Genomic DNA, 23,125 nt, shown 5'->3' with positions numbered 1-23,125 from the left:
GGGGTGAGTCAGCGGAGAAGGCGGCTCATGCGGCGGTCGGCCAGGGGCTTGCCGCCCGTCTGGCACGTGGCGCAGTACTGGAGCGACGAGTCGGCGAACGAGACCTCGCGCACGAGGTCGCCGCACACGGGGCAGGTCTCGCCGGTGCGGCCGTGCACCTGCATGCCCCGGCGCTTGGAGTCCTTGAGCTCGGCCGCGGGCCTGCCGCTGGACGCCTCGAGCGCACCGGCGAGCACCTCCCGGATCGTCGCGTGCAGCAGCGCGACGGCGTCGGCGTCGAGGGACCGGCTGAGCGCGAACGGGCTCATCCGCGCGGCGTGCAGGATCTCGTCGGAGTAGGCGTTGCCGATCCCCGCGATCTGCCGCTGGTCGCGCAGCAGGCCCTTGAGCTGCTGGTTGCGGCCGGCGAGCAGGGCCGCCAGCCGCTCGACGGTGAACTCCTCCGACATGGGCTCGACGCCGAGCGTCGCGACCATCTCGACCTGCGCCGGGTCCTCGACGACGTGCACGGCGAGGCGTTTGCGCGTGCCCGCCTCGGTGAGGTCGAAGCCCGCGCCGTCGTCGAGCCGGACGCGCAGCGCGATCGGGGACTTGCCGGGCCGCAGCGTGGTCGCGGGGACGGCGTCGTACCAGCGCACCCAGCCGGCACGGGACAGGTGCCAGAGCAGGTGCGGCCCGCCCTCGGTCGCGAGGTCGAGCCACTTGCCGTGCCGCCCGACGCCGGCCACGGTGCGCCCCACGAGGTCGGACGGTGCGGGGGAGAACGTCTTGAGCGCGCTGATCGCCCCGACCTCGACGCCCGCGACCGTGCGCCCCTGCGCGCGCGACGTCAGGAAGCGGGCGAGGGACTCGACCTCGGGCAGCTCCGGCACAAGGTCATCGTGCCGTGTCCCTGGCCTGGACCGCAGCCCCCCGGCGGTCGGCCACCCGGCCGGACGCCGCGCCGCCCGCCACTAGGCTGGCCCGCATGCTGCTGCGGATGTCGACCCTGTTCGTGCGCACCCTGCGGGAGGACCCGGCCGACGCCGAGGTGCCGAGCCACCGCCTCCTGGTGCGGGCCGGCTACATCCGCCGCGCGGCCCCCGGCATCTACACGTGGCTGCCGCTCGGCCTGCGCGTGCTGCGCAAGGTCGAGCGCGTGGTGCGCGAGGAGATGGACGCGATCGGCGCGCAGGAGGTCCACTTCCCGGCGCTGCTGCCGCGCGAGCCCTACGAGGCGACGGGGCGGTGGACCGAGTACGGCCCGAACGTCTTCCGCCTCCAGGACCGCAAGGAGGCCGAGTACATGCTCGCGCCGACGCACGAGGAGGTCTTCACGCTCCTCGTCAAGGACCTGTACTCCTCGTACAAGGACCTGCCGCTCGCGCTCTACCAGATCCAGACCAAGTACCGCGACGAGGCCCGTCCGCGGGCAGGCATCCTGCGCGGGCGCGAGTTCGTCATGAAGGACGCGTACTCGTTCGACGTCGACGACGCCGGACTCGAGGCGTCCTACCAGCGCCAGCGCGAGGCCTACCAGCGGATCTTCGCGCGCCTCGGCATGGAGGTCGTCATCGTCTCGGCGATGTCGGGCGCCATGGGCGGGTCGCGCTCCGAGGAGTTCCTCATGCCGACGCCGATCGGCGAGGACACCTTCGTCCGCTCGGCCGGCGGCTACGCGGCGAACGTCGAGGCCGTGACGACCCCGGCGCCCGACGCGCTGCCGTACGACGGCGTCCCCGCCGCGCACGTCGAGGACACCCCGGGCACGCCCACCATCGCGACGCTGGTCGACCACGCGAACGCGCACCTGCCGCGCGCGGACCGGCCGTGGACGGCCGCCGACACCCTGAAGAACGTCGTCGTCGTGCTCGAGCACCCGGACGGGGAGCGCGAGGTCGTCGCGATCGGCCTGCCCGGCGACCGGGAGGTCGACCTCAAGCGCCTCGAGGCCGCCGTCTCGCCCGCGACCGTCGCGACCGCCGCCGACGCCGACTTCGCGCGCCACCCCGAGCTCGTCAAGGGCTACATCGGCCCGGCCGTGCTGGGCCGCGCGAACACCGGCCGCGAGGACGCCGTGCGGTACCTGCTCGACCCGCGCGTCGTCGAGGGCACGCGCTGGATCACCGGCGCGAACGCCGAGGGCCGGCACGTGTTCGACCTGGTCGCGGGCCGGGACTTCACGGGTGACGGCACCGTCGAGTCGGCCGAGGTCCGCGCGGGCGACCCGGCGCCGGACGGCTCAGGCCCGCTCGAGCTCGCGCGCGGGATCGAGATGGGCCACATCTTCGCGCTCGGCCGCAAGTACGCCGACGCGCTGGGCCTCAAGGTCCTCGACGTCAACGGCAAGGCCGTCACCGTGACCATGGGCTCGTACGGCATCGGCGTCTCGCGCGCCGTCGCCGCCCTCGCGGAGACCAACCACGACGACGCCGGCCTGGCCTGGCCCGCGTCGGTCGCGCCGGCCCACGTGCACGTCGTCGCGACGGGCAAGGACGCGGCCGTGTTCGCCGCGTGCGAGGAGCTCGCCGCCGAGCTGCACGGGCGTGGCGTGGAGGTCCTCTACGACGACCGTCCGAAGGTCTCGCCCGGCGTGAAGTTCGCGGACGCCGAGCTGCTCGGCCTGCCCGTGCTCGTCGTCGTCGGGCGCGGCCTCGCCGAGGGGACGGTCGAGGTGCGGCTGCGCCGCGGCGTCGACGCGGGCCTGCCCGCGGGTGAGCGCCCGGCGGCCGAGGCGGTGCCGGTGGCCCAGGCGGCCGACCGCGTCGCGGACCTCGTCTCTGGTCTGCTGGACGACTGACCGCACGGGCACGGTGGCGCCCAGGCGCCGCGCGCGCCCGGCGCCGCGGGTCAGCCCGCGTGCTCCGGGAGGCCCGGGAAGGCCGGGGTCTGCCCCGTGAGCGCGGTCGCGGACCGGGCCGCCGTGAGCATGGCGTCGACCAGGGGGGTGCGCTCGCCGGCGTCCGCCTGCGCGACGAGCCCGGCGTAGGAGGCGACGAGCGACACCTCGAGGGCCGCGAGCTCGGCGGCGGTCGCGGCGGGGTCGGCCGCGGCGTCGAGCACGGTCGGGGGCAGCGCGTACGCGACGCGCCGCGGGTCGCTGTCGGTGGCCGCGACCTCGGCGGCGACCGCCCACGTCTCGGCGTGCTCCCGGTGCGACCGCGCGCGGGCCGCGGCGGCGGAGCGCTCGTCGCCCACCCGCCGGGCAGCGACGACCTCCCAGGCGAACCCCAGCGCGTCCTCGGACTGGACGACGTCGGCGACGTCGGCGGGGTCCACGCCCGCGGGCAGACCCGCGAGCGGCGCGGGCTCGAGCGCGGGGCGCGACGCCGGGTCGAGGGCCGCGAGCGCCGCCACGGAGTCGGCGAGCTGCGTGCGCGCGACGGTGACCGACGCGAGCAGCCGCGCGAGGTCCCCGTCCTCGACCGCGGCCGCGTCCGCGCGCGCGCTCGCCGCGGACGAGTCGAGGAGCGCGACCAGGGCGTCCGGGGTCACCGGCGACGGCACGGTGGTCGCGGTCGGGCCGGGGGAGGCGGCGGGGTCGGGGTCGACGGTCGCGTCGGACGCGTCGGACGCGTCGGGGGCGGCTGTCGCGTCGGGGAACGCCACGTAGAGACCGCCGAGGGCGTCGAGGTGGGCGGTGCTCGCGGCGGCCACGGTGCCCGCGGCGGCCGCCAGCCCGGCCTCGGCGCCGGAGGCCGCGAGCGAGTCCGCGAGGACCTGGAGCGCGAGCGCGTCCGCGGTCGCGCGCTGGCGGACCGTCTCCACGGCGTCCGGCTCGGGCGCCTGCGGCGCGGGCGTCTCCAGCCGCAGCCCGCACCCGGCGAGGAGCACGGCGAGCCCGAGGAGCGCGACCAGCACCGACGCGGGGCGACGGGCAGGGTGGGGAGGGGCAGGACGGGGACGCATCGCGGCCGATCCTGCCACGCGCGACCCCCGCTCCGGGGCCGCCGGCGCCACCCCGGGCCGGCGAGTCGATAGGCTGGCCGCGACAAGTCCAGAGGGTCGTATCCACGTCGGGTGGCCCGCCACGACCCACGGGAGGCGAACATGGTCACGCCCACGAGCTCTGGGGCCGCACCGGCGCAGCGCGTCAGGGAGGTCGTCGAGCCGGTCGTCCGGGCGGCCGGCCTCCACCTCGAGGACGTCGTCGTCGCCCCCGCGGGCCGACGCACGGTCGTGCGCGTGGTGGTCGACCTCGACGAGGACGCCGTCGGCAGCCTCGACCTGGACACGGTCGGCGAGGTCTCGCGCGACATCTCGGCGGCCCTCGACGCCGCCGACCCGGTGCGCGGCGTCTACGTCCTGGAGGTCTCGACCCCGGGGACGGACCGCCCGCTCACCGAGCTCCGCCACGTCCGTCGTGCCCGGACGCGGGTCGTCCGGCTCACGCTGCACGACGGCTCGACGGTGCGGGGTCGCGTCGTGACGGCCGACCCGGACGGGTACGTGCTGGACCCGGTGCCCGACGGCGTCGCGGAGCGGACGACCGTCGCGCCCGCCGACGTCGCCCGCGGGCACGTCGAGGTCGAGCTGAACCGCCTGCCGGCCGAGGACACCGACGGCGCGTCCGACGCGCACGACGACGAGGAGGACGAGGACTGATGGACATCGACATGACCGCGCTGCGGCTCGTCGAGCACGAGCGGGACATCAGCCTCGACACGCTGGTCGCCGCGATCGAGCAGGCGCTGCTGTCCGCCTACCACCGGACGCCGGGCGCGCACGAGGACGCCCGCGTCGAGGTCGACCGCCGCACGGGGCACGTGACGGTCTGGGCGCGCGAGCGCCTCGAGGCCGCCGACGACGCCCCGGCCGAGCCCGACGCCGCGCCCGGCCACGAGCGCCGGTTCACGCTCGGGCCCGAGTTCGACCACACGCCGGAGGGGTTCGGCCGCGTGGCGACGTCGACGGCGCGCCAGGTGATCGTCCAGCGCCTGCGCGACGCCGAGGACGAGCAGGTGCTCGGCAGCTTCCGCGGCACCGAGGGCGAGGTGCTCGCCGGCGTCATCCAGCAGGGCCGCGACCCGCGGACGGTGCTCGTCGCGGTGCGCGGCACCGAGGCCGTCCTGCCGGCGCACGAGCAGGTGCCCACCGAGCGCTACGTGCACGGCGAGCGGCTCCGCGCGTACGTGCTCGACGTCTCGCGCGGGCTCAAGGGGCCGCAGATCACGCTCTCCCGCACCCACCCCAACCTCGTCCGCAAGCTCTTCGCGCTCGAGGTGCCCGAGGTCGCCGACGGCTCCGTCGAGATCACGGCCATCGCGCGTGAGGCCGGGCACCGCACCAAGATCGCCGTCCGGACCTCCGTGGCCGGGCTCAACGCCAAGGGCGCGTGCATCGGCCCCATGGGTGCCCGCGTGCGCGCGGTCATGGCCGAGCTGCACGGCGAGAAGATCGACATCGTCGACCACAGCGACGACCCGGCGACCTTCGTGGGCAACGCGCTGTCGCCGGCGCGCGTCGCGTCGGTCGAGGTCGTCGACCTCGCTGCCCGGTCCGCGCGCGTCGTCGTGCCGGACTACCAGCTCTCGCTGGCCATCGGCAAGGAGGGGCAGAACGCGCGGCTCGCGGCCAAGCTCACGGGGTGGCGGATCGACATCCGGTCCGACGAGGGCGGCCAGGCGGCGCCGGGCGAGGAGCCCTCGGGTCCCGGTTCGTGACCGATCGCGCTAGACTGGGCGAGGCCGGGCCACGCGACCGGCATCCCGTTCGTGCTCCAGGTCCCGACGAGGGGCCGGTGCGCACGTGCGTGGGGTGTCGGCAGCGGGGACTCCGGTCCGTCCTCCTGAGGGTGGTCCGGGACGAGGACGGCGTGCGCGCCGTGCCCGACCCGGGACGCCGCAGGCCTGGTCGGGGTGCTTGGTTGCACGCCGACCTCGCATGCCTCGACCTCGCCGAACGGCGTCGCGCTCTCCCGCGTGCCCTGCACGCCGGGCCGCTCGACACCGGTGCGGTGCGCGAGCACCTCGAGGCGCTGGCAGGCCCGTGAGCACCGCCCCGGTGGTCGCACGAGCAGGCTGCACGACCGCTGCGACGCACCACGAGCAGCACCAGAACCACGTCCGTCGTTCATCGAGAAGGAAAGCGGGTTGGAAGCCGATGGGCACCCGATGAGTACCCGGCGATGAGTACCCAGCACTAACGACGGTCCACCCTGTCCGGGCGGGCCGAGACAGGAGAGTTGTGGCAAAGGTCCGCGTCTACGAGCTCGCCAAGGAGCTCGGCGTCGAGAGCAAGGCCATCATGGCCAAGCTCAACGAGCTCGGTGAGTTCGTCCGGTCGGCTTCGTCGACCATCGAGCCGCCCGTCGTGCGCAAGCTGCGCGACGCCTACCCTGCGGGATCGCAGGAGCAGGCCCCCCGCAGGCCCGCCGCGCGCCCCGCGCCGGCGGCCCCCGCCGCCCCGTCGGCACCCGCCGCACCCGCGGCTCCGGCACCTGCCGCCTCCGCGCCGTCGGCGCCGGCGGCACCCCAGCAGCCCGCGGCCCCGGCCGTGGAGCGTCCGGCCCCCGCCGCCCCCGCGGCGCCGTCCGCCCCGGCGGCCGAGCGTCCGGCGGCGTCGGCACCGGCCCCCGGCCCGCGTCCCGCCCCGGCCGCGCCCGCCGCCCCCAGCGCACCGGCCGCCGGCCCGCGCCCCGGTGGTGCCGCGCGTCCCGGTGGCCCGCGTCCCGGGAACAACCCCTTCGCCCCGAGCCAGGGCATGCCCCGCCAGGGCGGTCGCCCCGGTGCCGGCGCGCCGCGCCCGGGCAACAACCCCTTCGCCCCGAGCCAGGGCATGCCCCGTCCCGGCGGCACCCGCGGTGAGGGCGCGGGCGAGCGTCCCGGCGGTCCCCGCCCGGCCCCGGCCGGTCCCGGCGGTCCCCGTCCCAACCCGGGCATGATGCCCGGCCGCAGCACCGTCGGCCGTCCCGGCGCCGGTGCGGGCGGCGCGGGTCGTCCGGGTGGCGGCGGTCGTCCCGGCGGCGGCGGCTTCGCCGGTCGTCCCGGCGGTCCCGGTGGCGGTGGCGCCCCCGGCGCCGGCGGCGGCTTCGCCGGTCGTCCCGGCGGTGGTGGCCGTGGCGCCGGTCGTGGCAGCACGCAGGGTGCCTTCGGGCGCGCCGGCGGGCGGCCCGTGCGCGGACGGAAGTCGAAGCGCGCGAAGCGGCAGGAGTTCGAGCAGATGCAGGCCCCCTCGCTGGGCGGCGTGCAGGTGCCCCGCGGCGACGGCAGCACGGTCGTGCGCCTGCGTCACGGCTCCTCGCTCAACGACTTCGCCGACAAGATCGACGCGAACCCCGCGAGCCTCGTCACGGTGCTGTTCCACCTCGGTGAGATGGCGACCGCGACGCAGTCGCTCGACGAGGACACGTTCGGCACGCTCGCGGCCGAGCTCGGCTACCGCATCGAGATGGTGTCGGCGGAGGAGGAGGACCGCGAGCTGCTCGGGTCCTTCGACATCGACCTCGAGGCCGAGCTGGCCGACGAGGACGACTCGCAGCTCAGCGCGCGTCCGCCGGTCGTCACCGTCATGGGCCACGTCGACCACGGAAAGACCAAGCTCCTCGACGCGATCCGCTCCGCGGACGTCGTCGCGGGCGAGGCCGGCGGCATCACCCAGCACATCGGCGCCTACCAGATCCACACCGAGCACGAGGGCGTGGACCGGGCGATCACCTTCATCGACACCCCGGGCCACGAGGCGTTCACCGCCATGCGTGCCCGTGGTGCGCAGGTCACGGACATCGCGATCCTCGTGGTCGCGGCGGACGACGGCGTGATGCCGCAGACCATCGAGGCGCTCAACCACGCGCAGGCGGCCGGCGTGCCGATCGTCGTCGCGGTCAACAAGGTGGACAAGGAGGGGGCCAACCCCGCCAAGATCCGCCAGCAGCTCACCGAGTACAACCTCGTGGCCGAGGAGTACGGCGGCGACACGATGTTCGTCGACATCTCGGCGCTGCGCCGCATGGGCATCGACGACCTCCTCGAGGCCGTCCTGCTCACGGCCGACGCCGCGCTCGACCTGCGCGCGAACGCCGACAAGGACGCACGCGGCGTGGCCGTCGAGGCCAACCTCGACAAGGGCCGCGGCGCCGTGGCGACCGTCCTCGTCCAGTCCGGCACGCTGCACGTCGGTGACGCGATCGTCGCCGGCACGGCGTACGGCCGCGTCCGGGCCATGTTCGACGAGCACGGCGAGACGCTCACCGAGGCCACGCCGGCGCGTCCGGTCATGGTCCTCGGCCTCACCTCGGTGCCCCGCGCCGGCGACACCTTCCTGGTGGCGCCGGACGACCGCACCGCGCGCCAGATCGCCGAGAAGCGCGAGGCCGCCGAGCGTGCCGCCCTCCTGGCCAAGCGCCGCAAGCGCATCAGCCTCGAGGACTTCACGCAGGCGCTCCAGCAGGGCAAGGTCGAGACCCTCAACCTCGTCCTCAAGGGCGACGTCTCGGGTGCCGTCGAGGCCCTCGAGGACGCGCTGCTCAAGATCGACGTCGGCGACGAGGTCGACCTGCGCGTCATCCACCGCGGTGTGGGTGCGGTCACGCAGAACGACGTCAACCTGGCGACGGTCGACAACGCGATCATCCTCGGCTTCAACGTCAAGTACGCCGAGCGCGTCGAGGACCTGGCCGACCGCGAGGGCGTCGACGTGCGCTTCTACTCGGTCATCTACCAGGCGATCGAGGACGTCGAGGCGGCCCTCAAGGGCATGCTCAAGCCGGAGTACGAGGAGGCCCAGCTCGGCACCGCCGAGGTGCGCGAGGTCTTCCGCTCGAGCAAGTTCGGCAACATCGCCGGCTCGCTCGTGCGCTCGGGCACGATCCGCCGCAACTCCAAGGCGCGGGTCCTGCGCGGTGGCAACGTCATCGCGGAGAACCTGTCCATCGAGTCGCTCAAGCGGTTCAAGGACGACGCGACCGAGGTCCGCGAGGGCTACGAGTGCGGTATCGGCCTCGGGTCGTTCAACGACCTCCAGGTCGACGACGTCGTCGAGACGTACGAGATGCGGGAGAAGCCGCGCTCGTAGTGGTGTCTCGTCGGGTGGGCCGCGCACCGAGGTGGTGGTGCGCGGCCTCCCGGACGGCCTCCTTCGTCGGCCGTCCCTGCCAGGCCCACCACGGTCCCCGCACCACCACCTCGGTGCGCTCCGTCGCGTCACCAGGGGCACTCGCGCGGGTCCCGGGTGACGGCTCGTGGCGCTCGGCGCCACATCGCTCCTGCGGCTCTGCCGCCTCGCTCCACCGGAGGAACTCATGGTCGACCACCCGCGGGCTCGCAAGCTCGCCGAGCGGATCCAGAAGATCGTCGCGCAGATGCTCGACACGCGCGTCAAGGACCCGCGGCTCGGGTTCGTCACCGTGACCGACGTGCGCGTCACGGGGGACCTCCAGCACGCCTCGGTGTTCTACACCGTGCTCGGCGACGAGGAGGCGCGGGCCGGGTCCGCCGCGGCGCTCGAGAGCGCCAAGGGGCTCATCCGGTCCGAGGTCGGCAAGCAGACCGGGATCCGGCTGACGCCGACGCTCGAGTTCATCGCCGACGCCGTCCCCGAGACGGCCGCGCACCTCGAGCAGGCGCTGCGCGAGGCCGCGGCCCGTGACGCCGAGGTCGCCGCGCTCGCCGCGTCCGCGCAGTACGCGGGCGACACCGACCCGTACCGCCGTCCCGCCGACGACGACGCGGCCGACGCCGACCGCGCGTCCCTCGAGGACGGCGACGAGGACGACCAGCCGGTCCGGGCCTGACGTGGCGACCGACGGCCTCGTCGTCGTCGACAAGCCCGCGGGCTGGACGAGCCACGACGTCGTCGCACGCGTGCGGCGGCTCGCGGGCACGCGCAAGGTCGGCCACGCGGGCACCCTCGACCCCATGGCCACGGGCGTGCTCGTGCTCGGCGTCGAGAAGGCCACGCGGCTGCTGACGTACGTCGTCGGGGCCGACAAGGAGTACCTCGCGACGGTCCGGCTCGGTGTCAGCACGACGACGGACGACGCCGAGGGCGAGGTCCTCACGGTCGCGGACGCCTCGGGCGTCCCGCGCGAGCGGCTCGACGCCGAGGTCGCGGCGCTCACCGGCCCGATCGAGCAGCGCCCGAGCGCCGTGAGCGCGATCAAGGTCGACGGTCAGCGCGCCTACGCGCGCGTCCGCGCGGGGGAGCAGGTCGAGCTCGCGGCGCGTCCCGTCACCGTCCACCGGTTCGACGTGCTCGACGTGCGCACGGCCGACGGCGCCGGCGTGCCCGCACTCGACGTCGACGTCCTCGTCCTGTGCTCGTCCGGCACCTACGTCCGCGCCCTCGCGCGCGACCTCGGCGCGGCACTCGGCGTCGGCGGCCACCTCACCGCGCTGCGGCGCACGCGCGTGGGCGGGTACGGGCTCGACGTCGCCCGCACCCTCGACGAGCTCGAGGGCGGCTTCGACGTCCTGCCGATGGCCGACGCCGCCCGCGCCACCTTCGCGGCACGCGAGCTCACGCCCGAGGAGACGAGCGAGCTGTCCTTCGGCCGCCGCATCGCGGCCGACCCCGCGCAGCCCGCGACGGCCGCGGCGCCCGTGGCCGCGTTCGCACCCGACGGGGGGCTCGTCGCGCTCCTGGCCGACGAGCCGTCCGGGCGCGCCCGCCCCGTCCTCGTGGTCAGGCCCGCCTGACGCGAGACCCGCGATCGCGAGCGCGGCGTCGGCCACCCGGCACGAGGGCGACGCACGCCCGGCCGGCCACCGCGCGGTCGGGCGACCCCTGCCGTCGTGGCAGGCTGTGGGCGTGCATCGCTGGACCGCCCTGAGCCAGGTACCCGCGGACTTCGGTCCCTCCGTCGTGACGATCGGCAACTTCGACGGCGTGCACCGCGGTCACCGCGGCGTGCTCGTGCGCATGGTCGCGGACGCCACGGCCACGGGCCACCACGCCGTGGCCGTGACCTTCCACCCCCATCCGGCCCAGGTGCACCGGCCGGACGAGGCGCCCGAGCTCATCACCGGGCTCGCCGACCGTCTGGAGCTGCTCGCCGAGACAGGCCTGCACGCCGTGCTCGTCGTCGAGTACACCCCCGAGTTCGCGCGCCAGACGCCCGACGACTTCGTGCGCACCTACCTCGTCGAGGGCCTGCGGGCGGGCACCGTCGTCGTCGGCCGCGACGTGCGGTTCGGGCTCGACAACTCCGGCGACCTCGCGACCATGCGCGCGCTGGGGGAGCGGTACGGGTTCGCCGTCGAGGTCATCGAGGACGTCCACGGCGTCGTCGCGCCCGACGGCGACGGGGCGCGCCGCTGGTCCTCCACCTGGGTCCGCGAGCTCCTCGCCGTCGGCGACGTCGTCGGCGCGGCCCGGATCCTCGGGCGCCCGCACCGTGTGCGCGGCACCGTGGTGCACGGGGACGCGCGCGGCCGCGAGCTCGGCTACCCGACCGCGAACCTCGCCCAGGACGCCACGGGCATGGTCCCGGCCGACGGCGTCTACGCGGGGTGGCTGCGCCGGGTCGGCTACCCCGCGGACCGGCCCGACGGCTACCTGCCCGTCGCGATCTCGGTCGGGACCAACCCGACGTTCGACGGCGTGCAGCGCCGCGTGGAGGCGCACGTCCCGGACCGCACCGACCTCGACCTCTACGACGAGGAGGTCGTCGTCGAGTTCGTGGAGCGGCTGCGCGCGACCGTGCGCTTCGACTCCGTCGAGGCGCTCGTCGTGCAGATGGAGGACGACGTCGAGCGCACGCGGCAGCGCCTGGGCGGCGGGCCGCTCGCGTCCGTGCTCGCGTCCGCGCCGGGCGCGGGTGAGCAGACGGGCGAGCAGGCAGGGCAGCGGGCAGGGGAGCGGGCCCAGGAGCCGGCGGGGCAGCGGTCGGTCGAGCGCACGGCGGACGAGGGCGTGGGCGGCTGATACCCTGGTCGGTGCCGTCAGATCGGCCGCGGACCCAGAGCGCCCGGGTGGACATGCCCCGGAGCACCGCGCAGCGAGTACACCCAGGAGAGCACGTGCCCCTCGACGCCGCCACCAAGCAGCGCATCATGACCGAGTACGCCACCACCGAGAACGACACGGGCTCCCCCGAGGTCCAGATCGCGCTCCTCACGCAGCGCATCAAGGACCTCACCGAGCACCTCAAGGAGCACAAGCACGACCACCACTCGCGTCGTGGCCTGCTGCTCCTCGTCGGCCAGCGTCGCCGTCTCCTCGGCTACCTGCAGAAGGTCGACATCAACCGCTACCGCAGCCTCATCGAGCGGCTCGGCCTGCGCCGCTGAACGTCCCGGACCAGCCCGGACCCCTCCCGGGTCCGGGCTGGTCCGGTGTCAGGCGCCGCGACCGTGCGGCGCGTGCCCCACGGCACGACCGCACCGCGCGCGCCACGGCCCTCCCGCCCTGGTGGCGGACGGGCCACGGCACCCCGCCGGGGTGACCGACAACTGAACCAGCACCGCCCGGAACCGGCGTCCGGTCCTCGGTAGTGGCTCGCGGAACCGCCCAACGGCCGTCCGCGGACCACGGTCGAAGACCGTCGCGCGAAGCCGGGATCTTCGACGAAGGAGGGCATCCCGTGGAGGGACCCGAGATCCAGTTCGCCGAGGCCGTCATCGACAACGGCCGCTTCGGCACCCGCACCGTCCGCTTCGAGACCGGCCGCCTGGCCAAGCAGGCCGCCGGCTCCGCCGTCGCCTACCTCGACGGCGACACCATGCTCCTGTCGGCCACGACGGCCGGGAAGCACCCCAAGGAGCAGTTCGACTTCTTCCCCCTGACGGTCGACGTCGAGGAGCGCCAGTACGCCGCCGGCAAGATCCCCGGCTCGTTCTTCCGTCGCGAGGGCCGCCCGTCCACCGACGCGATCCTGGCCTGCCGCCTCATCGACCGCCCGCTGCGCCCCCTGTTCGTCAAGGGCCTGCGCAACGAGGTCCAGGTCGTCGTCACGGTCATGGCGATCCACCCGGACGACTCGTACGACGTCCTCGCGATCAACGCCGCGTCGATCTCGACGCAGCTCTCCGGCCTGCCGTTCTCCGGCCCGGTCGGCGCCGTGCGCATCGCGCTCGTCGACGGCCAGTGGGTCGCCTTCCCGCGCTACTCCGAGCGCGAGCGCGCGACGTTCGACATGGTCGTCGCCGGTCGGGTCGTCGGTGACGATGTGGCCATCGCCATGATCGAGGCCGAGGCGCCCGAGAAGAGCTGGAACCTCATCAAGGACGAGGGCGGCACGGCCCCGTCGGAGGACGTCGTCGCGCAGGGCCTCGAGGCGGCGAAGCCGTTCCTCAAGGCGCTCGTCGTCGCGCAGCAGGAGCTCGCGTCGAAGGCGGCCAAGGAGGTCCAGCAGTTCCCGACGTTCCCGGACTACCAGGACGACGCCTACGCCGCCGTCGAGCAGGCCGCCGAGGCCCGCGTCTCCGAGGCGCTGACGATCGCCGACAAGCAGACCCGCGAGGGCCGCCTGGACGAGATCAAGGCCGAGGTCCTCGCCGAGCTCGGCGGGCAGTTCGAGGGTCGCGAGAAGGAGCTCTCCGCCGCGGTCCGCTCGGTGACCAAGAAGGTCATCCGCCGCCGCATCCTCACGGACGGCTTCCGCATCGACGGTCGAGGCCTGCGGGACATCCGCACGCTCTCGGCCGAGGTCGAGGTCCTGCCCCGCGTGCACGGCTCGGCGATCTTCGAGCGCGGCGAGACGCAGATCCTCGGCGTGACGACGCTCAACATGCTCCGCATGGAGCAGCAGCTCGACACGCTCTCGCCGGAGACGCGCAAGCGCTACATGCACAACTACAACTTCCCGCCGTACTCGACCGGTGAGACGGGCCGCGTGGGCTCGCCGAAGCGGCGCGAGATCGGTCACGGCGCGCTCGCCGAGCGGGCGCTCATGCCCGTGCTGCCGAGCCGCGAGGAGTTCCCCTACGCGATCCGCCAGGTCTCCGAGGCGCTGGGCTCGAACGGCTCGACGTCGATGGGCTCGGTCTGCGCCTCGACGCTGTCGCTCCTCAACGCGGGCGTCCCGCTGCGCGCGGCGGTCGCCGGCATCGCGATGGGCCTCGTGTCCGACACGGTCGACGGCGAGACCCGCTACGCGGCGCTCACCGACATCCTGGGCGCCGAGGACGCGTTCGGCGACATGGACTTCAAGGTCGCCGGCACGCGCGAGTTCGTCACCGCCATCCAGCTCGACACCAAGCTCGACGGCATCCCGGCCGACGTGCTCATCGGCGCGCTGAGCCAGGCCCGCGACGCGCGCCTGTACATCCTCGACGTCATGAACGAGGCGATCGACGCCCCGGACGAGATGTCGCCGAACGCCCCGCGCGTCATCACGGTGAAGGTCCCGGTCGACAAGATCGGCGAGGTCATCGGCCCGAAGGGCAAGATGATCAACCAGATCCAGGAGGAGACCGGCGCCGACATCTCGATCGAGGACGACGGCACGGTCTACATCGGCGCCACCGACGGTCCGTCGGCGGAGGCCGCGCGGGCGGCGATCAACGCGATCGCCAACCCGCACATGCCCGAGATCGGGGAGCGCTTCGTCGGCACGGTCGTCAAGACCACGACGTTCGGCGCGTTCATCTCGCTCTCGCCGGGCAAGGACGGGCTGCTGCACATCTCGCAGATCCGCAAGCTCGTGGGCGGCCGTCGCGTGGAGAACGTCGAGGACGTCCTCGGGGTGGGCCAGAAGGTCCAGGTCGAGATCGGCGAGATCGACCCGCGCGGCAAGCTCTCGCTCCACGCGGTGATCGAGGAGGGTGCCGGCGACGGCGCCGCCCCGGCCGCCGAGGGCGCGCAGGCCGAAGGCGCCCAGGCCTGAGGTGTCCCTCGACCTCCCGCTGACCCGCCCGGGCCTCCCGGGCAGCGACGTGACCGCCGGGCAGGACGGCGGCGCCCTCGTGCGCCGTACCGTCCTGCCCGGCGGGGTCCGGGTCCTCACCGAGTCGATGCCCGGCCTGCGCTCCGCCACGGTGGGCGCGTGGATCGGGGTCGGCTCGCGCGACGAGACGGACGGGCACCACGGCTCGACGCACTTCCTCGAGCACCTGCTCTTCAAGGGCACGGGGCGCCGGTCGGCGATGGACATCGCCGAGGCGTTCGACGCCGTCGGCGGCGAGGCGAACGCCGCCACCGGCAAGGAGCACACGTGCTACTACGCGCGCGTGCTCGACGCCGACGTGCCGATGGCCGTCGACGTCATCGCGGACATGGTCACCTCCGCGCGGATCGACCCCGAGGAGCTCGAGACCGAGCGCGGGGTGATCCTCGAGGAGCTCGCGATGAACGACGACGACCCGTCGGACGTCGTCCACGAGCAGTTCGCGGCCACCGTGCTCGGCGCGCACCCGCTGGGCCGGCCCATCGGCGGCACGCCCGGCACGATCCGCGCGGTCCCGCGCGACGCCGTGTGGGAGCACTACCGCGAGCACTACCTGCCCAGCACGCTGGTCGTCACCGCCGCGGGGGGCGTCGACCACGACGCGCTGTGCGCGCAGGTCTCGGCCGCGCTCGAGAGCGGCGGCTGGTCGCTCGACCCCGCCGCGGGCCCCGGCGCGCGCCGCGGCGCCACGGGCACGGCGGGCCTGCCGGCCGCCGGCGCGGAGCTCGTCGTGCACCGCACGACCGAGCAGGCCAACGTCATCCTCGGCACGACGAGCCTCACCGCGACCGACGACCGCCGCTTCACGCTCTCCGTGCTCAGCGCCGTGCTCGGCGGAGGCATGTCCTCGCGGCTGTTCCAGGAGATCCGGGAGCGGCGCGGGCTCGCGTACTCGGTCTACTGCTTCTCGTCGGGCCACGCGGACACGGGCGTCTTCGGCCTCTACGCGGGCTGCGCGCCCGGCAAGGTCGACGAGGTCCTCGGCCTGCTGGCCGAGGGCTGGGAGCGCCTCGCCCAGGACGGCATCACCGGCCCCGAGCTCGAGCGCAGCATCGGGCAGCTCTCGGGTGGCCTCGTCCTCGGCCTCGAGGACACGGGCTCGCGCATGAGCCGGCTCGGCAAGGCCGAGCTCGTGCACGGCGAGCTGCTCAGCCAGGAGGAGTCGCTCGAGCGCATCCGCGCGGTGACGGCCGAGGACGTGCGCGAGCTCGCCGCCGACCTCGCGTTGCGTCCCCGCTCGGTCGTCCGGGTCGGTCCGTTCGGCGCCTGAGACCCGGATAGGGTCGGCGTCGTGAGCCCTGCCGACGCCGCCGACCGTCCTGCCCTGCGCGTCGCCGTCCTCGGCGCGTCCGGCCGGATGGGCCGGGCCGCGTGCGCGGCCGTCACCGACGCCGCCGACCTCGAGCTCGTGGCGGCCCTGCACCGCTCGGACGACGTCGCCTCGCTCGTGGGTGCGCGCGCCCAGGTCGCGGTGGACTTCACGGTGCCCGCCGTCACCGAGGCGAACGTGCACGCGCTGGTCGACGCCGGCGTCCACGCGGTGGTCGGGACGACGGGGTGGGACGACGCCGCGCTCGACCGGGTGCGCGAGCACCTCGCCGAGGTCCCGGGCGTCGGCGTGCTCGTCGCGCCGAACTTCGCGCTGGGCGCCGTGCTCGCGATGGCGTTCGCGGCGCGCGCTGCCCGCTGGTTCGAGTCCGCCGAGGTCGTCGAGCTGCACCACCCGGACAAGCTGGACGCGCCCAGCGGCACCGCGGTCCACACCGCGCGCGGGATCGCCGCCGCGCGCCGCGCGGCCGGCCTCGGGCCCGTGCCGGACGCGACCGCCACGGCGCTCGACGGCGCGCGCGGGGCCGACGTCGACGGCATCCGGGTCCACGCGGTGCGCCTGCGCGGGCTCGTCGCGCACGAGGAGATCCTCCTCGGCAACCCGGGCGAGCAGCTGACCATCCGCACCGACTCGTTCGACCGGTCGTCGTTCATGCCCGGGGTGCTGCACGCCGTGCGGACCGTGCCCGGGCGACCGGGGCTGACCGTGGGCCTCGACCAGTACCTCGACCTCGGCTGATGCGCCGCTCGCTGCTCGGGGCGGTCCTCATGACCGCGCTGCTCGGGGTGTTCATGGTCGCGGTCGCCTGGCGCGGGGTCGCGCTCGTGCGCACGGGCGAGCCCGTGGCGATCGCGCTCGGCGCCGCCGTGCTCGTCCTCCCGCTGCTGGGCGCCTGGCTGCTCGTGCGCGAGTGGCGGCTCGCGGCAGCCGTCCAGCGCATGGCCGACCGCCTCGCGGCCGAGGGCCGCCTGCCCGTCGACGACCTGCCGCGCACGCCTGGTGGGCGCGTGGTGCGCGAGGCGGCCGACGCCGCGTTCGCGGGGTTCCGCGCCGAGACGGAGCGCGACCCGGACGACTGGGCGGCGTGGTTCCGGCTCGGCTTCGCCTACGACGCCGCGGGCGACCGTCGACGGGCCCGCGAGGCGCTGCGCCGGGCCGCGGCCCTCGACCGCGCGGCGTCGCGCGGCTGACCGACCGCGCCGCCCTCGTCGCGTGCCGTCAGATCTCGGCGACCCAGCGGCGCTCGACCACCGCGCGCGCCCCGCCGTCGGGGCGCACCCCGAGCTCGCGCTCCGCGCCGTCGGGGCCGAGCCCCGCCCCGCGCAGGAACTGCTCGCGGGCGTCGTCGCCGTCGAGCACCCACGTCTGCAGGTGCGTCGCGCCCGCGTCGCGCGCGATGTCGACGCACGCGGCGAGCAGCCGCGAGCCGTGCCCGCCCTGGCGCGCGTCCGGGTCGACCTCGAGCGCCACGACCTCGACGCCGCCAGAGGCGTCGGGGCCCCCGGTGGCGGCGTCGGCGGTGTCCTCGTGCGCGGCCGGGAGCGGCGCGGACGCGGCGAAGCCGACGACGCGGGGACCGTCGCACGCGACGAGCACGTGGTGCGCGCGCGAGGGGGGCGAGCTGATCGCCGCCGCCCACTGCTGCCGGACGGCCATGACGTCGAGCTGCTCGAGCACGTCGGCGCCGAGGAGGTCCGCGTGGGTCGAGCGCCACGCGCGCAGCTGGACCCGTGCGACGGCGGCCTCGTCGTCGGGCGTCGCCGGGCGCACCGACACGTCGGCCTGCTCGCGGAAGAGTGCCATCAGCGGGTCCCGGGGGCGTCGAGGTGCATCCCGGCAGCATGACCCGCCGTCGCCACGGTGTCGAACCGCGGGGACCTCGGCCGGCGGACCGCCCGGGTCCACGGCGGCGAGCCGGGGTGGGACCGCCTCACAGCGCCCGCAGGACGGCCGCGACGACCGCCGCGAGCACGACGACGACCACGAACGGCGCCCGCAGCGCGAGCGCGACGGCAGCGACGGCCAGGGCCACGAGCCGCGCGTCCACGACCACGTCCCGCCCCGAGGTGAAGGTCTGCACGGCGACGAGGGCAGCGAGCAGCGCGACCGTGACGAGGCCCGCGACGCGCGCGACCCGCGGGTCCTCGAGCCAGCGCGCGGGGAGCCGGTGCCCGAGCAGCTTGGTGGCGAAGCACACGGCGGCGGCGGCGAGGACCGCGAGCCACGTCGCGGCATGGGCGCTCACCGTGCGGCCCCCGCGCCGGTGCCCTGCTCGCGGCCGTCCGCGGCGCGGACCGGGCCGTGCAGGCGCGGACCGGGGTCGCGCCAGCCGAGCGCGACGGCGACCACCGCCGCCGCGAGCACCGGGACCCCCGCGGGCGCGACGGGCGTGAGGGCGAGCGCGACCACCGCGGCCGCGCCGGCGACCACCCGCGCCGGCCGCGTCGCGAGCCGCGGCCACACCAGCCCGAGGAACGCCGCCGCGGCCGCCGCGTCGAGCCCCCACCGCGCCGGGTCGCCCAGCACGCCCCCGACCAGCGCGCCCACGGCCGTGAAGACGTTCCAGAGCACGAAGACCCCGACCCCCGTCCACCAGAAGCCCACGCGCGCGACGTCGGGCGTGCTCTGCGCGGTCGCCACGGCGGTCGACTCGTCGATGGTCAGGTGCGCGGCGGCCGCGCGGCGCAGCCCGCGGTACCGCAGCAGCGGCGAGAGGACCGCGCCGTAGAGGGCGTTCCGGGCGCCGAGCATCGCCGCGGTCGCGACGGCCGCCCCGCCGGCCCCGCCGGCGCCGAGCACGCCGACGAAGGCGAACTGCGACCCGCCGGTGAACATGAGGACGCTCAGCGCGCACGTCTGCCAGACGTCGAGGCCGGCGGCGACGGCGAGCGCGCCGAACGAGACGCCGTAGACGCCCGTCGCGGCGGCGACCGAGAGTGCCTGGCGCACCGCGGCCCGTCGGGCGGCGTCGGCCGCGTGCGGGCCCGACCCCGCGGGGCCCGACCCTGCGGGGTCCGGGTGCGCGCCGTGCCCGTGCGCGTCGCCGTCGGGTCGTGCCGGCGTCACAGCGCGACGTACACGCTCTCGAGGTACTCCTCGATGCCCGCCTCGCCGCCCTCGCGCCCCAGGCCCGACTGCTTGACGCCCCCGAAGGGCGCGCTCGCGTCCGACACCATGCCGCGGTTGACGCCGAGCATGCCGGACTCGATGCCCTCGGCGACGCGCATGACGCGGCCGACGTCGCGCGTGTACGCGTAGGCGACGAGCCCGAACTCGGTGCTGTTCGCGAGCGCGAGCCCCTCGTCCTCGGACGCGAAGGTCACGACGGGCGCGACCGGGCCGAAGATCTCCTCGCGCACCGCGCGGGCCGCCGGGTCGACGCCCGTGAGGACGGTCGGGGCGTAGAAGTGCCCCGGCAGCGCGGTGCGGTCGGGGCGGCCGCCGCCGACCGCGACGCGCGCGCCGCCGTCGACGGCCTGGGCCACGACCTCCTCGACGCGGTCGACCGCGCGCGCCTCGATGAGCGGTCCGACGGTCGTGCCCGGACGGCTGCCCGGGCCCACGACGAGCTTCTCGAACGCGGCGGCGAGGCCCGCGCTGAACTCCTCGGCGACCGCCTCGTGGACGAGGAACCGGTTGGCGGCGACGCACGTCTGGCCCGCGTTGCGCATCTTGGCCGCGACCGCGCCCTCGACGGCCGCGGCGACGTCGGCGTCGTCGAACACGAGGAACGGCGCGTTGCCGCCCAGCTCCATCGAGGTGCGCAGGACGCCCTCGGCCGCGCCGCGCAGCAGGACCCGGCCCACCTCGGTCGAGCCCGTGAAGGACAGCTTGCGCAGCCGCGGGTCGGCCAGGAGCGGCTCGACGAGGGCCGACGACGACGACGTCGGGACGACGTTGACGACGCCCGTCGGCAGCCCGCGCTCGGCGAGGACCTCCCGGACCACCTCGGCGAACAGCGAGGTCGTCAGCGGCGTGAGGCCGGCCGGCTTGACCACGACCGTGCAGCCCGCGGCGAGGGCGGGCGCGATCTTGCGCGTCGCCATGGCGAGCGGGAAGTTCCACGGCGTGATGAGCAGCGCGGGGCCGACGCCGCGCCGGAGCACCATCTGGTGGTTCGCGCCGCTGGGTGCCGTCCGCACGACGCCGCCCACGCGCACGGCCTGCTCGGAGTACCAGCGCACGTACTCGGCGCCGTAGGCGACCTCGGCGGCCGCCTCGGCGAGCGGCTTGCCGCCCTCGGCCGTGATGACGGCCGCGAACTCGTCGGTGCGCGCGATCACGCGGTCGAAGACCGTGCGGAGCACCTCGGCGCGCTCGCGCGGGGCCGTCGCACGCCAGGCGGGGAGCGCGTCGTCCGCGGCGGCGAGCGCCGCGAGGCCGTCGTCGGGCGTGCCGTCGGCGACCTCGATCAGGACGTCGCCGGTGGCGGGGTCGTGGACCTCGAACGTCCCGCCGCCCGAGGCGGGGGACCAGTCACCGCCCACGAGCACGCCGGTGGGGACGTCCACCGGGAGGGTCTGCGACCGAGCTGCCAGGTGCACCGTCGTCATGGTCGTCAGTATGGACCCGCGCGCCGCCTACGATGACGCCATGCCGACCGTGCCGTCCGCACCGCCCGCCCAGACGTCCGTCGCCACCCCGTACGAGGACCTCCTGCGTCACGTGCTCGCGCACGGCACCCCCAAGGCGGACCGCACCGGCACGGGCACGCGCAGCGTGTTCGGCCACCAGCTGCGCTACGACCTGCGCGAGGGGTTCCCGCTGGTCACGACGAAGCGCGTGCACCTGCGCTCGGTGGTCGTCGAGCTGCTGTGGTTCCTGCGCGGCGAGTCGAACGTCGCCTGGCTGCGTGAGAACGGCGTGACGATCTGGGACGAGTGGGCGGGCGCCGACGGCGAGCTCGGGCCGGTCTACGGCGTCCAGTGGCGGTCGTGGCCCACGCCGGACGGCGGCCACGTCGACCAGGTCGCGCAGGTCGTCGAGGGCATCCGACGGGACCCCGACTCCCGGCGCCACCTCGTCTCCGCCTGGAACGTCGCGGCGATCCCCGACATGGCGCTCGCGCCGTGCCACGCGTTCTTCCAGCTGTACGTCGCCGACGGCCGCCTGTCGTGCCAGGTCTACCAGCGCAGCGCCGACCTGTTCCTGGGGGTGCCGTTCAACCTCGCGTCGTACGCGCTGCTCACCCACATGATCGCCCAGCAGACGGACCTCGAGGTGGGGGACCTCGTCTGGACCGGCGGCGACTGCCACATCTACGACAACCACGTCGAGCAGGTGACCGAGCAGCTGACGCGCGCGCCCTTCGCGCCGCCGCGCCTCGAGCTCCGGCGCGCGCCGTCGATCTTCGACTACGCCTACGACGACGTGCAGGTGGTCGGCTACCAGCACCACCCCGCCATCAAGGCCCCGGTCGCCGTCTGATGCGGGGCACGTGCTGATGGCGGCCGACCGCCGGCCGGCGTCGATCGGCCTCGTCTGGGCGCAGTCCGTCGACGGCGTCATCGGCCGCGACGGCGACATGCCGTGGTACCTGCCCGAGGACCAGGCGCACTTCCGCGAGGTCACGACCGGGAGCCCGGTGATCATGGGCCGGCGGACGTGGGACTCGCTGCCGGAGCGCTTCCGGCCGCTGCCCGGGCGGGCCAACGTCGTCCTGAGCCGGCGTACGGACCTGCGCCTCGACGGGGCCGACGTCGTGCCCGACGTCGGCTCGGCGCTCGAGCACGCCGCGGCGGCGTCGTCGCGGGTCGCGTGGGTGATCGGCGGCGAGCAGGTCTACGCCGCGTTCCTGGCGCTCGCGGACCGCGCGGAGGTCACCGAGGTGGACGTCCGCATCGAGGGGGACACGGCCGCGCCCGTGCTCGGCCCGGGCTGGCACGTCGTGTCCCGCTCGCCCGACGACGGGTGGCACGTCTCGCGCACCGGCCTGCGGTACCGCTTCTCGTCGCTCGCGCGTACCACCGAGGCGGCGCGGGACCATGGGACCGCGGAGCGGCCCACCGGCGCCGCGCTGTAGTTTGCTGCCATGGCGCCCACCCCCTCCGACCGTCCCGGGACGCCCGGGGTGACCCGGCAGCCGGAGCGGGTCGGGTCGACCGACCGGCCGTTCGGCGCCCTCCTCACCGCGATGGTGACGCCCATGACCGCCGACGGGGCCGTCGACCTCGACGCGGCGGCTCGGCTCGCGGTGCACCTCGTCGACCACGGCCACGACGGCCTCGTGCTCAACGGCACCACGGGCGAGGCGCCCACCACGCACGCACCCGAGAAGGCCGACCTGGTGCGTGCGGTCGTCGACGCGGTCGGCGACCGCGCGGTCGTCGTCGCCGGGGCGGGCTCGAACGACACCGCGCACGCCGTGCGCATGGCGGAGCAGGCCGCCGAGGCCGGTGCGCACGGCCTGCTCGTGGTCTCCCCGTACTACTCGCGCCCCTCCCAGGAGGGGGTCTACCAGCACACGGTCGCCGTCGCGGACGCCACCGACCTGCCCGTCATGCTCTACGACGTCCCGGCACGGACCGTCGTGCGGTACAGCCTCGCGACGCTCGAGCGGCTCGCGGCGCACGACCGGGTCGTGGCGGTCAAGGACGCCACGGGCGACGTCGTCGGGGCGATGCGGGCGATCGAGGCGACCGGCCTCGCGTACTACGCGGGCGACGACGCGCTCCTCCTGCCGTTCCTCGCGGTGGGTGGCGTCGGGCTCGTGAGCATGGCGGCGCACCTCGTGGGCGACGAGCTCGCCGCGGTCATCCGCGCGGCCGACGCGGGCGACCTCGCGACCGCCCGCGCGACGTTCCTCGAGGCGATGCCGATGATCGACCTCGTCTGCGGCAGCGGCAACGGCGCGCTGCGGTCCAAGCTCACGCTGGCGCTGCTCGGGCTCATCCCGACCGCGACCATGCGCCTTCCCCAGGCCGCGGCCGACGCCGAGGAGGTCGCCCAGGTCCGGACGGCCCTCGTCGCGGCCGGCCGACTCGACTGACCCG

The 23,125-nt window shown here is 75.5% G+C and carries 22 protein-coding genes; 16 read left to right on the top strand and 6 right to left on the bottom strand.

From position 1 onward, the window contains the following. Window positions 1–8 precede the first annotated feature (8 nt). A complete protein-coding gene (locus JIG38_RS10765; RefSeq protein ID WP_199423812.1) occupies window positions 9–872 on the bottom strand; it encodes an Fpg/Nei family DNA glycosylase in 864 nt (287 codons plus the stop codon). A gap of 95 nt (window positions 873–967) precedes the next feature. Between JIG38_RS10765 and JIG38_RS10760 the strand changes: the two genes are divergently transcribed. After that, complete coding sequence (locus JIG38_RS10760) at window positions 968–2,779, top strand: proline--tRNA ligase (protein ID WP_199423811.1); 1,812 nt, start codon at window positions 968–970, stop codon at window positions 2,777–2,779. Window positions 2,780–2,829: 50 nt separating this feature from the next. Here JIG38_RS10760 and JIG38_RS10755 read toward each other — a convergent pair whose 3' ends face one another. Beyond that, a complete protein-coding gene (locus tag JIG38_RS10755; RefSeq protein ID WP_199423810.1) occupies window positions 2,830–3,888 on the bottom strand; it encodes a DUF4439 domain-containing protein in 1,059 nt (352 codons plus the stop codon). A 141-nt stretch (window positions 3,889–4,029) separates the two neighbouring features. Here JIG38_RS10755 and rimP point away from each other — a divergent pair, with 141 nt between their 5' ends. The 12 genes from rimP (at window position 4,030) to JIG38_RS10695 (ending at window position 17,323) form a co-directional block, all read left to right on the top strand. Beyond that, window positions 4,030–4,584 carry a ribosome maturation factor RimP gene (gene rimP / locus JIG38_RS10750; protein WP_199423809.1) on the top strand — a complete coding sequence of 185 codons (555 nt, stop codon included), beginning with the start codon at window positions 4,030–4,032 and terminating at the stop codon, window positions 4,582–4,584. Then, the gene (gene nusA / locus JIG38_RS10745; protein WP_199423808.1) at window positions 4,584–5,642 is read left to right on the top strand and encodes a transcription termination factor NusA; all 1,059 of its coding nucleotides are present in this window, start codon (window positions 4,584–4,586) and stop codon (window positions 5,640–5,642) included. Before rimP ends, nusA begins: the two co-directional genes overlap by 1 nt. Next, on the top strand, window positions 5,567–5,971 hold the full coding sequence (locus tag JIG38_RS20710; RefSeq protein WP_307844809.1) for a YlxR family protein: 405 nt from the start codon (window positions 5,567–5,569) through the stop codon (window positions 5,969–5,971). Before nusA ends, JIG38_RS20710 begins: the two co-directional genes overlap by 76 nt. A gap of 194 nt (window positions 5,972–6,165) precedes the next feature. Then, window positions 6,166–8,991, top strand: coding sequence for a translation initiation factor IF-2 (infB, locus tag JIG38_RS10735; RefSeq protein ID WP_199423806.1), 2,826 nt, complete (start codon window positions 6,166–6,168; stop codon window positions 8,989–8,991). Between the two features lie 226 nt (window positions 8,992–9,217). Next, a complete protein-coding gene (gene rbfA, locus JIG38_RS10730) occupies window positions 9,218–9,709 on the top strand; it encodes a 30S ribosome-binding factor RbfA (RefSeq protein ID WP_199423805.1) in 492 nt (163 codons plus the stop codon). A gap of 1 nt (window position 9,710) precedes the next feature. Then, entirely contained in the window at window positions 9,711–10,613 is a 903-nt protein-coding gene (gene truB / locus JIG38_RS10725) for a tRNA pseudouridine(55) synthase TruB (protein ID WP_199423804.1), read from the top strand. A 112-nt stretch (window positions 10,614–10,725) separates the two neighbouring features. After that, complete coding sequence (locus JIG38_RS10720; RefSeq protein ID WP_199423803.1) at window positions 10,726–11,841, top strand: bifunctional riboflavin kinase/FAD synthetase; 1,116 nt, start codon at window positions 10,726–10,728, stop codon at window positions 11,839–11,841. Between the two features lie 95 nt (window positions 11,842–11,936). Further along, the gene (rpsO, locus tag JIG38_RS10715) at window positions 11,937–12,206 is read left to right on the top strand and encodes a 30S ribosomal protein S15 (RefSeq protein WP_149204771.1); all 270 of its coding nucleotides are present in this window, start codon (window positions 11,937–11,939) and stop codon (window positions 12,204–12,206) included. A 293-nt stretch (window positions 12,207–12,499) separates the two neighbouring features. Further along, window positions 12,500–14,743, top strand: coding sequence for a polyribonucleotide nucleotidyltransferase (locus JIG38_RS10710; protein ID WP_199423802.1), 2,244 nt, complete (start codon window positions 12,500–12,502; stop codon window positions 14,741–14,743). Window position 14,744: 1 nt separating this feature from the next. Beyond that, on the top strand, window positions 14,745–16,073 hold the full coding sequence (locus JIG38_RS10705) for a M16 family metallopeptidase (RefSeq protein ID WP_199423801.1): 1,329 nt from the start codon (window positions 14,745–14,747) through the stop codon (window positions 16,071–16,073). A 21-nt stretch (window positions 16,074–16,094) separates the two neighbouring features. Beyond that, window positions 16,095–16,871 (top strand): 4-hydroxy-tetrahydrodipicolinate reductase, encoded by a 777-nt coding sequence (gene dapB / locus JIG38_RS10700; protein WP_307844807.1) that lies wholly within the window; start codon window positions 16,095–16,097, stop codon window positions 16,869–16,871. After that, a complete protein-coding gene (locus JIG38_RS10695; protein WP_199423800.1) occupies window positions 16,871–17,323 on the top strand; it encodes a hypothetical protein in 453 nt (150 codons plus the stop codon). The genes dapB and JIG38_RS10695 overlap by 1 nt, the downstream gene beginning before the upstream one ends. A 28-nt stretch (window positions 17,324–17,351) precedes the next feature. Here JIG38_RS10695 and JIG38_RS10690 read toward each other — a convergent pair whose 3' ends face one another. From JIG38_RS10690 to JIG38_RS10675, 4 genes are all read right to left on the bottom strand, one after another. Further along, window positions 17,352–17,936 carry a GNAT family N-acetyltransferase gene (locus JIG38_RS10690; RefSeq protein ID WP_199423799.1) on the bottom strand — a complete coding sequence of 195 codons (585 nt, stop codon included), beginning with the start codon at window positions 17,934–17,936 and terminating at the stop codon, window positions 17,352–17,354. A 127-nt stretch (window positions 17,937–18,063) separates the two neighbouring features. Further along, window positions 18,064–18,378, bottom strand: coding sequence for an AzlD domain-containing protein (locus tag JIG38_RS10685; RefSeq protein ID WP_199423798.1), 315 nt, complete (start codon window positions 18,376–18,378; stop codon window positions 18,064–18,066). Beyond that, window positions 18,375–19,082: an AzlC family ABC transporter permease gene (locus tag JIG38_RS10680; RefSeq protein WP_307844806.1), complete on the bottom strand. Its 708-nt coding sequence runs from the start codon at window positions 19,080–19,082 to the stop codon at window positions 18,375–18,377. The genes JIG38_RS10685 and JIG38_RS10680 overlap by 4 nt, the downstream gene beginning before the upstream one ends. Before the next feature lie 113 nt (window positions 19,083–19,195). After that, complete coding sequence (locus tag JIG38_RS10675) at window positions 19,196–20,686, bottom strand: NAD-dependent succinate-semialdehyde dehydrogenase (RefSeq protein ID WP_199423796.1); 1,491 nt, start codon at window positions 20,684–20,686, stop codon at window positions 19,196–19,198. Window positions 20,687–20,726: 40 nt separating this feature from the next. On the opposite strand from JIG38_RS10675, the gene JIG38_RS10670 reads away from it, so the two are divergent. From JIG38_RS10670 to dapA, 3 genes are read left to right on the top strand one after another with little or no spacing between them, the layout of a single operon-like run. Beyond that, window positions 20,727–21,560 (top strand): thymidylate synthase, encoded by an 834-nt coding sequence (locus JIG38_RS10670; RefSeq protein ID WP_199423795.1) that lies wholly within the window; start codon window positions 20,727–20,729, stop codon window positions 21,558–21,560. Between the two features lie 16 nt (window positions 21,561–21,576). Then, window positions 21,577–22,155: a dihydrofolate reductase gene (locus JIG38_RS10665; RefSeq protein WP_199423794.1), complete on the top strand. Its 579-nt coding sequence runs from the start codon at window positions 21,577–21,579 to the stop codon at window positions 22,153–22,155. Window positions 22,156–22,164: 9 nt separating this feature from the next. Then, window positions 22,165–23,121, top strand: a complete 957-nt coding sequence (gene dapA, locus JIG38_RS10660) for a 4-hydroxy-tetrahydrodipicolinate synthase (RefSeq protein WP_199423793.1) — start codon at window positions 22,165–22,167, stop codon at window positions 23,119–23,121. Window positions 23,122–23,125: the final 4 nt, after the last annotated feature.

It is taken from the genome of Actinotalea solisilvae (assembly GCF_016464425.1).
Taxonomy (GTDB): domain Bacteria; phylum Actinomycetota; class Actinomycetes; order Actinomycetales; family Cellulomonadaceae; genus Actinotalea; species Actinotalea solisilvae.
This window is presented reverse-complemented; position numbering and strand designations above follow the sequence as displayed.

Bases quoted from the DNA above. Each gene is read 5' to 3' on its own strand.
- JIG38_RS10760 (WP_199423811.1), top strand. From the start codon at position 968: ATGCTGCTGCGGATGTCGACCCTGTTCGTGCGCACCCTGCGGGAGGAC.
- JIG38_RS10755 (WP_199423810.1), bottom strand. From the start codon at position 3,888: ATGCGTCCCCGTCCTGCCCCTCCCCACCCTGCCCGTCGCCCCGCGTCG.
- rimP (WP_199423809.1), top strand. From the start codon at position 4,030: ATGGTCACGCCCACGAGCTCTGGGGCCGCACCGGCGCAGCGCGTCAGG.
- nusA (WP_199423808.1), top strand. From the start codon at position 4,584: ATGGACATCGACATGACCGCGCTGCGGCTCGTCGAGCACGAGCGGGAC.
- rbfA (WP_199423805.1), top strand. From the start codon at position 9,218: ATGGTCGACCACCCGCGGGCTCGCAAGCTCGCCGAGCGGATCCAGAAG.
- JIG38_RS10695 (WP_199423800.1), top strand. From the start codon at position 16,871: ATGCGCCGCTCGCTGCTCGGGGCGGTCCTCATGACCGCGCTGCTCGGG.
- JIG38_RS10690 (WP_199423799.1), bottom strand. From the start codon at position 17,936: ATGGCACTCTTCCGCGAGCAGGCCGACGTGTCGGTGCGCCCGGCGACG.
- JIG38_RS10675 (WP_199423796.1), bottom strand. From the start codon at position 20,686: ATGACGACGGTGCACCTGGCAGCTCGGTCGCAGACCCTCCCGGTGGAC.
- JIG38_RS10670 (WP_199423795.1), top strand. From the start codon at position 20,727: ATGCCGACCGTGCCGTCCGCACCGCCCGCCCAGACGTCCGTCGCCACC.
- JIG38_RS10665 (WP_199423794.1), top strand. From the start codon at position 21,577: ATGGCGGCCGACCGCCGGCCGGCGTCGATCGGCCTCGTCTGGGCGCAG.
- dapA (WP_199423793.1), top strand. From the start codon at position 22,165: ATGGCGCCCACCCCCTCCGACCGTCCCGGGACGCCCGGGGTGACCCGG.